Origin of the sequence: Orrella dioscoreae, assembly GCF_900089455.2 — a bacterium.
In the GTDB taxonomy this organism is placed as follows: Bacteria; Pseudomonadota; Gammaproteobacteria; order Burkholderiales; family Burkholderiaceae_B; genus Orrella; species Orrella dioscoreae.
The window spans coordinates 1,016,676-1,030,392 of the sequence record NZ_LT907988.1; the positions used below are offsets into that span (position 1 = coordinate 1,016,676).

Consider the following 13,717-nt stretch of genomic DNA (forward strand, 5'->3'; position numbering starts at 1 on the left):
AAAAAGTAGGGTTTTGTGCAACTAAGTGGGGATTCGGGGTGTTTCAAGGTAGCAGTGCGCTCACGCTGGATGCGAAGGGGCGGGTGACAATCCCGACCCGGCATCGTGACGCCCTGGCTTCGCAGGCTGAAGGCCGCCTGACCCTGACCCGTCATCCGGATGGTTGCCTGCTCGTCTATCCCCGTCCCGAGTGGGAAAAGAAGCGCGAGCAGATCGCGGCTTTCCCCATGCAGGCGCGTGCCCTGCAGCGCTTGCTGCTGGGCAATGCCCAGGACGTGGAAGTCGACGGCGCAGGGCGCATCCTGGTCGCCCCCGAGCTGCGCACTGCCGCGGGAATGACCCGCGAAGTGATGCTGCTCGGCATGGGCGCGCACTTCGAGCTGTGGGACGCCGCTGCCCTGGCCCGCCGCGAGGCGGAGGACCTGGAGCAGGACATGGCGGGTGTGTTGAACCAGTTCTCGTTCTGACATCAACATGGAATTCGTGCATCGGCCCGTCCTGCTGGCGCCGACGGTAGACGCGTTGGTGGCGCAGGACGCCGCTGGCCGCGCCGCCGCAGCCGACAAGGTGGGGCCCGAGGGCATGACGGACCGTCTGTCGGGCACCTTCGTGGATGGCACCTTCGGCCGTGGCGGTCATACGCGCGAACTGTTGTCGCGTTTGTCGTCCGACGCCCGGGTGGTGGTGTTCGACAAGGATCCCCAGGCGATTTCGGTGGCGCGCGCGCTGGCCGAGACCGACAGCCGGGTGAGCGTGGTGCACGAAGGATTCGCCAGCATGCGCGAGTCGCTGGCCGAGCTGGGCATTGCGGGCGTGGACGGAATCATGCTGGATCTGGGTATTTCCTCTCCCCAGATCGATGACGCGCAACGCGGTTTTTCGTTCATGCGGGATGGTCCGCTGGACATGAGGATGGATACGTCTCGGGGGCTGACAGCCGCCGAGTGGCTGGCCGAGGCCAGTGTTGATGACATGCGGGAGGTCATAGCTGGCTATGGCGAAGAACGGTTTGCTTTTCAGATTGCAAAGGCGATTGCTGCTCGCCGCGCAACAAGGCCGCTGCTTACCACGCTCGACCTCGCCGAGCTCGTCGCAGGTGCCGTCCGTACGCGCGAAAAGGGCCAACACCCGGCCACTCGCACCTTTCAAGCTTTACGGATTTACCTCAATCGGGAACTCGAAGAGCTCGCGAGCGCCCTCGAGGCAGCTCTGACGCTGCTTCATTCTGGTGGACGACTGGCCGTGATCAGCTTCCATTCGCTCGAAGACCGCATGGTCAAGCAGTGCATCGCCTCGGCGGCCCGGCCCGACGAGGCGTATGCGCGCCTGCCCCTGCGTGAAAGCGAATTGCCCCAGCCGGTGCTGTCGCGCCTGGGGCGGGTGCTGCCCGACGAAGCCGAGGTGTCGGGCAATCCGCGCGCGCGTTCCGCGGTGCTGCGGGTGGCGGCCCGCACGGCCACGCCGCTGGCGCCGGAAGACGCCGCCGCTTTCGTGGGCGCCGTGCCTGGCCGCGGTGCGAGCCGCGGCGCCGCGGGCCGTGGCCGGAGGCGTGGGTAAATGGGCCGGATCATCGTCCTGACGGCGGGTCTGTTGATGCTGTCCGCCATCTCCCTGGTGACCAGCCGCTATCAGGCGCGCGAGCTCTTCGTCGAGCTCGAGCGCAGCAACGCCCAGTCGCGTGAGCTGGACGTGGACTGGCGCCGCCTGCAGATCGAGCGCGCCGACCTGGCGCGCAATGCGCGCGTCGACCAGCTGGCGACCAACCAGCTCAAGATGATCCCGATCGTGCCCGACCGCACGATCTACCTGAATCTTCCCGACATGCCTGCCGAAGGGGCCGCCCAGTGAAGCGCGTGCCTTTCTTCGACAACCCGGTGCTGCGCGTGCAGCTGCCGATGTGGCGTGCCCGCCTGGTGCTGATCCTGCTGTCTTGCGGATTCCTGGCGCTGGCTGGCCGTGCGCTGTTCCTGCAGGGCCTGTCGACCGAATTCCTGCAGCAGCAGGGCGAGCGCCGCTATGAGCGCACGCTGACCCTGCCTTCCACGCGCGGCAAGATCCTGGACCGCAATGGCGTGGTGCTGGCCTCCAGCGTGCCGGCCCGCGCGGTGTGGGCGATTCCCGAAGACACGCGCGCCGCCGAGCCGGCGCAGCTGGCTGCCTTGGCGTCGCTGCTGGAAATGCCGGTGCGCGAGCTGAGCGGCAAGCTCGCCGATGGCGACAGGAATTTCGTCTATATAAAGAGGCAGGTGCCGCTGGACGTGGCCGAGAAGGTGCGCGCGCTGGGGCTGCCGGGCTTCCACCAGCAGCCGGAAACCCGCCGCCAGTATCCCGAAGGCGATGTGTCCTCGCACATCGTCGGTTTCACCAGCGTCGAGGACGTGGGCCAGGAAGGCGTGGAGCTTGCCTTCGATGCGCTGTTGTCGGGCAAGCCCGGCAGCCGCCGCGTCATCAAGGACCGCCTGGGCCGCGTGATCGAGGACGTGCGTGCCGTGAATCCGCCGGTCGATGGCCGCGACCTGCACCTGTCCATCGATTCGCGCCTGCAGTACCTGGTCTTCAAGGCCTTGCAGGACGCCATGACCGAGCAGCGTGCCAATGGCGCCGCCGCCGTGGTGCTGGATGCGCGCACCGGGGAAATCCTGGCGCTGGCCAACCTGCCCAGCTTCGATCCGAACCGCCGCAATACGCTGCGGGGCGATGCGTTGCGCAACCGCGTGCTGACCGACACCTTCGAGCCGGGTTCGATCATGAAGCCCTTCACCGCCGCGCTGGCGCTGGAGCTGGGCCGCATCAACCTGCACACGCAGTTCGACACCGGCAATGGCCGCTTCCAGTTCCAGGGCTCCACCATCAGCGACGTGAGCCGCAACGGCATGCTGGACGTGGCGGGCATCCTGCGCCGTTCGAGCAACATCGGCATGACCATGATCTCGGAACGCCTGGAGTCGCGCGAGATGTGGGACAAGTTCACCGAGCTGGGCCTGGGCCAGGCGCCCAACACCGGCTTCCCGGGTGCCGCCGCCGGCCGCCTGCGTCCGTGGGAGCGGTGGCGCACCATCGAGAAGGCCACCATGGCCTACGGCTACGGCCTGTCGACGTCGCTGATGCAGATGGCGCGCGCTTACACGGTGTTCGCGCGCGACGGAGACATGGTGTCGCTGACCCTGATGCGGCGCGACAGCGAGCCCACCAGCACGCGCATCTATCCCTCCCGGATTTCCGACGAGATCCGCGTCATGCTTGAAGCCGCCGCGGGTCCCGATGGCGCCAAGCGCGCGCAGGTCCAGGGTTTCCGCGTGGCCGGCAAGAGCGGCACGGCGCGCAAGATCGTCGACGGCAAGTACAGCACCAGCCGCTATCGCAGTTCCTTCGTGGGCTTCGCGCCGGTGTCCGACCCGCGCATCGTGGTGGCCGTGAGCATCGATGAGCCGCACGCGGGCGCCTACTATGGCGGTGCGGTGGCGGCGCCCGTGTTTTCCACCATCGTCGGCGGCAGCCTGCGCATGCTGGGCGTCCAGCCCGACGCGCCGTTCACCTCGACCGTCGTGGCTGGCACGCCGCCTGCGGAGCGCCTGGAATGAGCGCCCGGATCGATACCGTGCAAGGCGAGGGCGCCGGCGACCTGCTGGCCTGGCTGCGCACGCGCGTGGCGGCTGGCGCGCACCTGAGCCTGGACACCCGCAAGCTGCATGCGGGCGATGTGTTCGTGGCCTGCCCGGGCCGCAGCGGCGATGGCCGCCTGCATCTGGCCGAGGCCGTGGCGCACGGCGCCGGCGCGATCATTGCCGAGGCCCGCGACGTGGACCAGGCAACCCTGGCCGCGGCAGGCCAGGTGCCTGTGCTGCTGGCCCAAGACCTGCGCGCCCGCCTGGGGGCGCTGGCCGATGCCTGGTATGGCGAGCCGTCGCAGGCATTGAAGGTCATCGCCATCACTGGCACCAATGGCAAGACTTCTTGCACGCAATGGATTGCCGCGGGCCTGAACAGCATGAACCGCCCCTGCGGCGTGATCGGCACCCTGGGTACTTTCATGCCTGACGGTTCGCAGGCGCCGGGCGCGCTGACGACGCCGGACGTGTTGACGCTGCATCGCAGCCTGGCCGCCTTGCGCGATGCCGGCGCGGCGCTGGTGGCCATCGAGGCCTCGTCCATCGGCATCGAACAGGGCAGGCTGGACGGCGTGCGCATTGCGCTGGCCGGCTGGACCAACCTGACGCGCGACCACCTGGATTACCACGGCACGCTGGAGGCCTATGAGGCCGCCAAGCAGCGTCTTTTCCAGTGGCCAGGGCTGGGTGCGGCAGTGGTCAATGTGGATGATGCGGGCGGACGCCGTCTGCTGGAGGCGCTGGGCGACGTGCCGGCGGTGACGTACGGCATCGATCCGAACGCCGACGTCATGCTGCATGCCCGTGACATCCACGATGGCGCGCACGGCATGGTCTTTACGCTGCACACGCCGGAAGGCGAGGCGCAGATCGTCAGCCACCTGGTGGGCGAACACAACGTCAGCAATCTTCTCCTGGTCGCCGGCGTGTTCCGCGCACTGGGCGTCTCGCTGGGCGGCAATTCCTCCGCCTTGGCGGCGGCGCAGCCCGTGGCGGGCCGCCTGCAGCCGGTGCCGGCGCCCCTGCCCGACGAGGCCGAGCGCGCGCCGCTGGTCGTGGTGGACTATGCCCACACGCCCGACGCGCTGGCACGCGTGCTGGCCGCCTTGCGCTCGACCGCCGATGCGCGTCGCGGGCAACTCATCTGCGTGTTTGGCTGCGGCGGCAATCGCGATGCCGGCAAGCGTCCCGAGATGGCGCGCGCTGCCGAGGACGGCGCCGACGCCGTGGTCGTCACCAGCGACAACCCGCGGGACGAGGCGCCGGCCGACATCATCGCCCAGGTGCGCGCGGGTTTCGCGCGGCCCGAGGCGGTCCAGGTCATCGAGGACCGCGCGCAGGCCATCCTGCGCACGATCTGGCAGAGCGCGCCGCAGGACGTGGTGCTGCTGGCCGGCAAGGGGCACGAAACCTACCAGGAAATCGCGGGCCAGCGCCTGCCCTTCGATGACGTCGAGTGGGCGCGCCTGGCCATGCTGTGGTCGCCGCAACGCCGCCTGAGTTCCGATACCCGCAGCCTGCGCGCGGGCGAGCTCTTCGTCGCGTTGTCGGGCGAGAACTTCGATGGCCACGCCTATCTGGCGCAGGCCCACGCCGCGGGCGCTTGCGCCGCGATGGTGGCCTACCGCGTGCCGGATGCGCCCCTGCCGCAACTGGTGCTGGGCGAGACGCGTGCTGCCATGGGCAAGCTGGCCGCCGCCTGGCGCGCGGGCATGGACCTGCCGCTGATCGCCGTGACCGGCAGCAACGGCAAGACGACCACCAAGGAAATGATCTCGGCCATCCTGGCGGCCTGGGTGGGCGAGGACCGCAGGCTGGCCACGGCCGGCAACCTGAACAACGACATCGGCGTGCCGCTGACGCTGCTGCGCCTGGGGGCGCACCATCGCGCCGCCGTGGTCGAGCTGGGCATGAATCATCCTGGCGAGATCGAAGGCCTGGCCCGCATGGCTGCGCCCACGGTGGCGCTGGTGAACAACGCCCAGCGCGAGCACCAGGAGTTCATGCATACGGTCGAGGCCGTGGCCCGGGAGAACGGCGCCGTGCTGGGCGCGCTGCCCGCCGACGGCGTGGCGGTCTACCCGGGTGATGACGCGCATGCCCATGTCTGGGACGCGCTGTCGGCCGGGCATGCCGTGCGGCGTTTCGGCCTGGATGCCGCCCAGGATGTGTACGCCACCGAGGTCGCGCTGCGCGCCGACGGCGTGTCGTGCACGCTGCATACGCCCGCGGGCACGTGCGCGCTGGTCCTGGCGGTGGCGGGACAGCACAACCTGCGCAATGCGTTGGCGGCGGTCAGCTGCGCGCTGGCCGCCGGCGTGCCGCTGCCGGTCGCCGTGCAGGCGCTGGGCGGCTTCCAGCCCGTGAAGGGCCGCATGCAACATCGCACGCTGCCCGACGGCGGCGTGCTGATCGACGATACCTACAACGCCAACCCCGACTCCGTGCGCGCCGCCATCGACGTGCTGGCCAGCCTGCCGGCGCCGCGCGCGCTGGTGCTGGGGGACATGGGTGAGGTGGGCAACAACGGTCCTGCCATGCATCTCGAAGTCGGCGCGTATGCGCGCGAGCGTGGCATCGACCTGCTTTACACCCTGGGCACGGCTTGCCGTGATGCCGCCGCGGCTTTCGGGCCGGCGGCAATGGCAGGCGACTCGGTGGAGGACATCGTGCGATCGCTGCAGGCAGCGCACCCGGCCAGCATCTTGGTCAAGGGCTCGCGTTTCATGCGGATGGAGCGGATCGTCTCTGCCTATCTGGAAAACAAGAATACCCAGGAAGATTCCCATGCTGCTTGAACTGGCGCGCTGGCTCTCAGATGACCACATCCGCGCCTTTGGCGTTTTCGAATACATCACCTTGCGCGCCGTGCTGGCCTGCGCGACGGCGCTCATCATCGGCCTGGTGGCCGGCCCCGCGGTCATCCGCAAGCTGACCGCCATGAAGATCGGCCAGGCCGTGCGTTCCTATGGTCCGCAAAGCCACCTGGTCAAGACCGGCACGCCCACCATGGGCGGCGCGCTGATCCTGATCGGCATCGGCATCAGCACGCTGCTGTGGGCCGACTGGACCAACCGTTTCGTGTGGGTCGTGCTGCTGGTGACGCTGGGTTTCGGCTGGATCGGCTGGGTGGACGACTACCGCAAGGTGGTGCGCCGCGATCCCGAGGGCATGCCCGCGCGCCAGAAGTTCTTCTGGCAGGCGCTGATCGGCCTCTTCGCATCGGTCTACCTGGCGTTCGCGGTGTCGGCGCCGGCCAACGCCGAGCTCTGGCCGCTGTTCCGCGACTGGGTGTTCAGCGGCTTCTCGATGCCCCTGCCCACGCGCGCCGACCTGATCGTGCCCTTCTTCAAAAGCGTGAGCTACCCCCTGGGCGTGTTCGGCTTCGTGGCGTTGACCTGGGCCGTGATCGTGGGCACCAGCAACGCGGTGAACCTGACCGACGGCCTGGACGGCCTGGCGATCATGCCGACCGTGATGGTCGGCAGCGCGCTGGGAATCTTCGCCTACGTCGTGGGGCGCGTGGACTACTCCAAGTACCTGCTCTTCCCCTATATCCCCGGCGCCTCCGAACTGATGGTGATCTGCGCCGCGCTGGCGGGGGCGGGCCTGGCCTTCCTGTGGTTCAACGCCTATCCGGCGCAGGTGTTCATGGGTGACGTAGGCGCGCTGGCGCTGGGCGGCGCGCTGGGCACCATCGCCGTCATCGTGCGCCAGGAAATCGTGCTGTTCATCATGGGCGGCGTGTTCGTGGCCGAGACCCTGTCGGTGATGATCCAGGTGACCTGGTTCAAGTACACCAAGAAGAAATACGGCGAGGGGCGGCGGATATTGCGCATGGCGCCCCTGCATCACCACTTTGAAGTCGGCGGCTGGAAGGAAACCCAGGTCGTCGTGCGTTTCTGGATCATCAGCATGATGCTGGTGCTCATCGGCCTTTCTTCGCTCAAGCTTCGATGAACCAACCCGCTCACCTGTCCGCCGGCACGCCGCGCACGCTGATCCTCGGCCTGGGGGAAACCGGCGCCGCGGCGGCGCGCTGGTGCGCCCGCCAGGGCCAGGCCTTGCGGCTCGCGGATACGCGGGAGCAGCCCGGCGGCCTGGAGGCCCTGCGCGCGGCGCTGGGCGAGGCGGATGTCGACGTTTGCCTGGGCGCCTCGCAGATGCAGGCCGGGCTGCTGGATGGCGTGTCGCAGGTCGTGCTGAGCCCGGGCCTGGCGCCGCACGAGCAGCCGGTGGCGGCGGTGCTCGCGCAGGCGGCGCAGCGTGGCATCGAGGTCGTGGGCGAGATCGAACTGTTCGCGCGCGCGCTGGCCGCCCTGTCGGCCGAGCGTGGTTACGCGCCGCGTGTGCTGGCGGTGACGGGCACCAATGGCAAGACCACGGTGACGTCGTTGGCGCGCCACCTGATCGATGGCGCGGGCGTGCCCGTGCTGGCAGCGGGCAATATCGGCCCGGCGGCCCTGGCTGCGCTGGCGCAGGCGCTGGACGACGATGCCTTGCCCGAGGTGTGGGTCCTGGAGCTGTCGAGCTTCCAGCTGGAGACCACCACGAGCCTGGCGCCGGATGCCGCCGTCGTGCTGAACCTGAGCCAGGATCACCTGGACTGGCACGGCAGCATGCAGGCCTATGCGCAGGCGAAGGCCCGGATCTACCAGCAGGCGCGCGTGCGCGTGGTGAACCGCGACGACGCGGCCGTCATGGCGATGGTCGACGGCGTGCAGGCCAAGGACGTGCGCAGTTTCGGCCGGGACGTGCCCGTGCTGGTGGGCGACATGGGCCTGGACCGCGGCCATGACGTGGCCTGGCTGGCCGTGGCCGAAGCCACCGATTTCGACGAACCCGTGGCCCCGACGCCGCGGCGCCGCAAGGATGCGCCGCCGCCCGCGCGCGCCGAGGGCCGTCTGGTGCGCATGATGCCCGCCGACGCCTTGCGCCTGCGGGGCACGCACAATGCCTTGAACGTGCAGGCGGCGCTGCTGCTGGCGCGCAGCCTGGAACTGCCTTGGGGCGCGCTGCTGCGTGCGGTGCGCGACTACGACGGCGAGCCGCACCGCATGCGTTTCGTGCGCAGCATTCAGGGCGTGGATTTCATCGACGACAGCAAGGGCACCAACGTGGGCGCCAGCGTGGCTGGCCTGGAAGGCCTGGACCAGCCCGTGGTGCTGATCGCGGGCGGCCTGGGCAAGGGCCAGGACTTCTCGCCGCTCGTGCCGGCCGTGAAGGCCCGGGCGCGTGCGGTCGTGCTGATCGGCCAGGACGCCCAGCGTCTGGCCGAGGCGCTGGCGCCGTCCGGCGTGCCGTGCCAGCAGGCCGCGTCCATGCAGGATGCCGTGCGCCAGGCCATGTCGCTGGCCCAGGAGGGCGACGCCGTGCTGTTGTCGCCGGCCTGCGCCAGCATGGACATGTTCCGCAATTACGGCCACCGCGGCGACGTCTTCGCCGAGGAAGCGCGCGAGCTGGCAATGGACCGGGGTGAGATCGCATGAGCCTGTTTGCCGAACTCACCAACAGCGTGAATGCCGTGCGGCCGGGCCGCACGCGCATGCGCAACTTCGACATGCCCCTGGTCGTGGCTTCGACCACGCTCGTCCTGCTGGGCCTGCTGATGGTGTATTCGGCCTCGATCGCGCTGGCCGACGGCCCGCGTTATGCGAGTTATGGCCGCTATTACTTCGTGATCCGTCACGGCATCTTCCTGGCGATCGGGCTGCTGGCCGCGTCGGTGGTGCTGGCGATTCCCTTGCGTGCCTGGCAGCGCCTGGCCATGCCGATGTTCATGGTGGCGCTGGTGCTGCTGGTGGCGGTGCTGATTCCCGGCATCGGCCGCGAGGTCAACGGCGCGCACCGCTGGATCTCGCTGGGCCCGGTGAACTTCCAGCCGTCCGAGCTCATGAAGCTGGCGGCGCTGCTCTACGCGGCCGACTACACGGTGCGCAAGCAGGAGCACATGCACAACTTCGCGCGCGGCTTCCTGCCGATGGCCTGCGCCATGGCCGCCGTGGGCATGCTGTTGCTGCTGGAGCCCGACCTGGGCGCCTTCATGGTGATCGTGGCCATCTCCGTCGGCATCCTGTTCCTGGGCGGCATCAACGGCAAGCTCTTCTCTTCCCTGGTGGGCGTGCTGGTCGGCACCTTCATGATGCTGATCTGGCTCTCGCCGTGGCGCCGCGCCCGCCTGTTCGCCTACCTGGATCCGTGGAATCCCGACAACGCCTATGGCAGCGCCTATCAGTTGTCGCACTCGCTGATCGCCCTGGGCCGTGGCGAGTGGTTCGGCGTGGGCCTGGGCGCCAGCGTCGAAAAACTGCATTACCTGCCCGAGGCGCACACCGACTTCATCGTGGCCGTGATCGGCGAAGAGCTGGGTTTCGTGGGCGTGATGCTGATCGTCATGCTGTTCTTCGTGGTGGTGCAGCGCGGCTTCGAGATCGGCCGCCAGGCCGTCGCGATGGAGCGCACGTTCAGCGGCCTGGCCGCGCAGGGCGTATCCCTGTGGTTCGGCGTGCAGGGCTTCATCAACATGGGCGTCTGCCTGGGGTTGTTGCCGACCAAGGGCCTGACCTTGCCGCTGGTGAGCTACGGCGGATCGGGCATCGTGATGAACCTGTGCGCGCTGGCCATCCTGGCGCGCGTGGACATGGAAAACCGCACCTTGATGCGAGGGGGGCGAGTATGAGCGCGCAACGCACCGCCCTCATCGTGGCCGGCGGCACCGGCGGGCACATCATGCCCGGCCTGGCCGTGGCCGACGTGCTGGTCTCGCGTGGCTGGCGCGTGAAGTGGATGGGCCATCCCGAGAAGATGGAAGGGCGCCTGGTGCCTGCCCACGGCATCGAGATGGCGCCGCTGCGCTTCTCCGGTGTGCGCGGCAAGGGCCCGATCACGCTGCTGAAGCTGCCTTTCCTGCTGCTGGGCGCGTTCGGCCAGGCCTGGAAGCAGCTGGCCGGCGTGCGTCCCGATGTGATCCTGGGCATGGGCGGCTATGTGGCTTTCCCCGCCGGCGTGATGGGCGTGCTGCGCGGCGTGCCGCTGGTGCTGCACGAGCAGAACGCCGTGGCCGGCATGACCAACCGCGGGCTGGCCATGATCGCCAGCCGCCGCCTGTCGGGTTTCCCGGGTGTGCTGCGTGGCGCGGACGTCGTGGGCAACCCGGTGCGCAATGACCTGGCCGACATGCCCCTGCCCGCCACCCGCTATGCAGGGCGCGAAGGTCCGCTGCGCCTGCTGGTCGTGGGCGGCAGCCTGGGCGCCCAGGCGCTGAACACCACCGTGCCGCAAGCGCTGGCCAAGCTGCCCGCGGGCGCGCGCCCGGTGGTGGTGCACCAGGCTGGCGAACAACATATCCAGGCGCTGCGCGAGGCATATGCCAGCGCGGGCGTCGAGGCCGATTGCCGGCCTTTCATCGACGACATGGCCACCGAACTGGGCCAGGCCGACCTGCTCATCTGCCGCGCGGGCGCCATGACCGTGGCAGAAGTGGCCGCGGTGGGCGTGGCCGCGCTGTTCATTCCCTTCCCCCACGCAGTGGACGACCACCAGACCGCCAATGCGCGGCACCTGAGCGAGTCGGACGCGGCCTGGGTGCGGCAGCAATCGGAATTGTCCGCCGACTGGCTGGCGACGTGGCTGGGCGACCGCCAACGCGCCGAGCTGCAGGCGGTCGCCGAACGCGCGCGCGCCCATGCGCTGCCTGACGCCGCGGCAAGAATCGCCGACGTCTGCGAACAGGCCGCGAGGTACCCTTCATGAAGCATCGCATCCAACACATCCATTTCGTCGGCATCGGCGGCGCCGGCATGAGCGGCATCGCCGAAGTGCTGCTCAACCTGGGCTACGCCGTCAGCGGCTCGGACCTGCACGCCTCTTCCGTCACGCGCCGGCTGGAGTCCCTGGGGGCGCGCATCCATGCCGCCGGCCATGACGCCGCCAACGTGAGCGGCGCCGACGCCATCGTCACGTCCACCGCTGTCGCGGGCGACAACCCCGAAGTGATCGCCGCCCGCGCGGCCCGCATCCCCGTGGTGCCGCGCGCGGTCATGCTGGCCGAACTGATGCGCCTGAAGCGCGGCATCGCCGTCGCGGGCACGCATGGCAAGACGACCACCACCAGCCTGACCGCCAGCGTGCTGGCCGCGGGTGATCTCGATCCGACCTTCGTGATCGGCGGGCGCCTGAACTCGGCGGGCGCCAACGCGCGCCTGGGACAGGGTGAGTACATCGTGGTCGAGGCCGACGAATCGGACGCCTCCTTCCTGAACCTGCTGCCGGTGATGGCCGTCATCACCAACATCGATGCCGACCATATGGATACGTATGGCCACGACATCGCGCGCCTGAAGAGCGCCTTCATCGAATTCACGCAGCGCCTGCCCTTCTATGGCAGCGCGGTGCTGTGCGCCGACGACGCGCACGTGCGCGAGATCATGCCCTTCGTCTCGCGCCCGATCACGACCTACGGTTTCAGCGACGACGCATTGGTGTCGGCCCAGAACGTGCGTCCGGAAGGCACGCGCATGTGCTTCGACGTGGTGCGCCGCACCCGCGACGGCCTGCTGCCGCCGCTGGCTGTGCGCCTGAACCTGCCGGGCCGCCACAACGTGCTGAATGCGCTGGCCGCCATCGCCGTGGGCACCGAGCTGGGCGTGGCCGACGAGGCGATCGCCCAGGCGCTGGAAGCCTTCCACGGCGTGGGCCGCCGCTTCACCCAGGTGGGCGAACTAGCCGTGCCGGCACGCCATGGCGGCGGCACGTTCACGCTGATCGACGATTATGGCCACCACCCGGCCGAGATGGCCGCGACGCTGGCCGCGGCGCGTGGCGCCTGGCCCGATCGCCGTGTGGTGCTGGCCTTCCAGCCGCACCGCTATACCCGCACCCGCGATTGCTTCGAGGACTTCGTGCGCGTGCTGGGCGGCGCCGACGGCGTGCTGCTGACGGATGTGTACGCGGCGGGCGAGCCGCCGCTGGTGGCCGCCGATGGCCGCGCGCTGGCGCGTGGCCTGCGCGTCGCGGGCAAGGTCGAGCCGGTCTTCGTGGAGGACGTGGCCGACCTGCCGCAGGCGATCCTGGATTTCGTGCGCGACGGCGACGTCGTGGTGGTGATGGGCGCGGGTTCGATCAGCAAGGTCCCCGCGCAGGTGGAGGAGCTGGCATGAGCGGGGTGGATTTCGGCAAGGTTGGCGTCCTGTACGGCGGCCGGTCCGCGGAGCGCGAGGTGTCGCTGATGTCGGGCGAGGGCGTCTGCGCCGCGCTGCGCGAGGCCGGCGTGGATGCACACCTGTTCGACACCGGGCTGCGCAGCCTGGCCGAGCTGGCTGGCGAGGGCTATGCGCGCGTCTTCATCGCGCTGCACGGCCGCTACGGCGAAGACGGCTCCCTGCAGGGCGCGCTGGAATTGCTGGGCATTCCCTATACGGGCAGCGGCGTCATGGCGTCGAGCCTGGCCATGGACAAGATCATGACCAAGCGGGTCTGGCTGCAGGCCGGCCTGCCCACGCCCGGTTATGCGGTGCTGGAAGAAGGCGTGGACCTGGATGCGGTGGGCCGCGAACTGGGCGTGCCGCTGATCGTGAAGCCGCCGCACGAGGGCTCGACCCTGGGCGTGACCCGCGTGGACGACCTTGCGCAATTGCGTGCTGCCTATGAAGATGCCGCGCGCTACGACGAGCAGATCCTGGCGGAGCAGTTCATCACCGGCCGCGAACTGACCGTGGCGGTGCTGGGCCGCGGCGCCGCCGCGCGCGCGCTGCCGGTCATCGAGATCGTGGCGCCCTCGGGCAACTACGACTACGAGCACAAGTATTTCTCGGACGACACGCGCTATCTGTGCCCCGCGCCCCTGTCGGCCGAGCTGACCGCCACCATCCTGTCGCTCAGCGAGCGCGCGTTCCGCGCCGTGGGCTGCGAGGGCTGGGGGCGGGTGGATTTCATGCTGGATGCGCAGGACCGTCCATGGCTGCTGGAGATCAATACCTCTCCGGGCATGACGGGGCATTCGCTGGTGCCCATGGCCGCCAAGGCCGAGGGCATGAGCTATGCCGCCCTGTGCGTGAAGATTCTTTCCGACGCGTCCTGCAAAGTGCAGCGCGCCCAATGCAACACCTGAC

11 protein-coding genes are annotated in these 13,717 nt (G+C 69.2%); all 11 read left to right on the forward strand.

What is annotated here, in order from left to right; genetic code table 11:
• Positions 1-38 precede the first annotated feature (38 nt).
• Genes mraZ through ODI_RS04685 form a run of 11 tightly spaced genes read left to right on the forward strand, consistent with a single transcriptional unit; the run spans position 39 to position 13,716 of the window.
• Positions 39-467, forward strand: coding sequence for a division/cell wall cluster transcriptional repressor MraZ (mraZ, locus tag ODI_RS04635; protein WP_067748957.1), 429 nt, complete (start codon positions 39-41; stop codon positions 465-467).
• A gap of 7 nt (positions 468-474) precedes the next feature.
• Complete coding sequence (gene rsmH, locus ODI_RS04640) at positions 475-1,557, forward strand: 16S rRNA (cytosine(1402)-N(4))-methyltransferase RsmH (RefSeq protein WP_067748960.1); 1,083 nt, start codon at positions 475-477, stop codon at positions 1,555-1,557.
• The gene (ftsL, locus tag ODI_RS04645; RefSeq protein WP_067748968.1) at positions 1,558-1,848 is read left to right on the forward strand and encodes a cell division protein FtsL; all 291 of its coding nucleotides are present in this window, start codon (positions 1,558-1,560) and stop codon (positions 1,846-1,848) included.
• Entirely contained in the window at positions 1,845-3,581 is a 1,737-nt protein-coding gene (locus ODI_RS04650) for a peptidoglycan D,D-transpeptidase FtsI family protein (protein WP_067748971.1), read from the forward strand. Before ftsL ends, ODI_RS04650 begins: the two co-directional genes overlap by 4 nt.
• The gene (gene murF, locus ODI_RS04655) at positions 3,578-6,406 is read left to right on the forward strand and encodes a bifunctional UDP-N-acetylmuramoyl-L-alanyl-D-glutamate--2,6-diaminopimelate ligase MurE/UDP-N-acetylmuramoyl-tripeptide--D-alanyl-D-alanine ligase MurF (protein WP_067748974.1); all 2,829 of its coding nucleotides are present in this window, start codon (positions 3,578-3,580) and stop codon (positions 6,404-6,406) included. The genes ODI_RS04650 and murF overlap by 4 nt, the downstream gene beginning before the upstream one ends.
• Positions 6,396-7,568, forward strand: a complete 1,173-nt coding sequence (gene mraY, locus ODI_RS04660; RefSeq protein WP_067748976.1) for a phospho-N-acetylmuramoyl-pentapeptide-transferase — start codon at positions 6,396-6,398, stop codon at positions 7,566-7,568. Before murF ends, mraY begins: the two co-directional genes overlap by 11 nt.
• Complete coding sequence (gene murD / locus ODI_RS04665) at positions 7,565-9,097, forward strand: UDP-N-acetylmuramoyl-L-alanine--D-glutamate ligase (protein ID WP_067748978.1); 1,533 nt, start codon at positions 7,565-7,567, stop codon at positions 9,095-9,097. The genes mraY and murD overlap by 4 nt, the downstream gene beginning before the upstream one ends.
• Positions 9,094-10,287, forward strand: a complete 1,194-nt coding sequence (gene ftsW / locus ODI_RS04670; protein WP_067748981.1) for a putative lipid II flippase FtsW — start codon at positions 9,094-9,096, stop codon at positions 10,285-10,287. Before murD ends, ftsW begins: the two co-directional genes overlap by 4 nt.
• Positions 10,284-11,360 (forward strand): undecaprenyldiphospho-muramoylpentapeptide beta-N-acetylglucosaminyltransferase, encoded by a 1,077-nt coding sequence (murG, locus tag ODI_RS04675; protein WP_067748984.1) that lies wholly within the window; start codon positions 10,284-10,286, stop codon positions 11,358-11,360. The genes ftsW and murG overlap by 4 nt, the downstream gene beginning before the upstream one ends.
• Positions 11,357-12,766, forward strand: coding sequence for a UDP-N-acetylmuramate--L-alanine ligase (gene murC, locus ODI_RS04680; protein ID WP_067748987.1), 1,410 nt, complete (start codon positions 11,357-11,359; stop codon positions 12,764-12,766). Before murG ends, murC begins: the two co-directional genes overlap by 4 nt.
• On the forward strand, positions 12,763-13,716 hold the full coding sequence (locus ODI_RS04685) for a D-alanine--D-alanine ligase (protein ID WP_067748990.1): 954 nt from the start codon (positions 12,763-12,765) through the stop codon (positions 13,714-13,716). The genes murC and ODI_RS04685 overlap by 4 nt, the downstream gene beginning before the upstream one ends.
• Position 13,717: the final 1 nt, after the last annotated feature.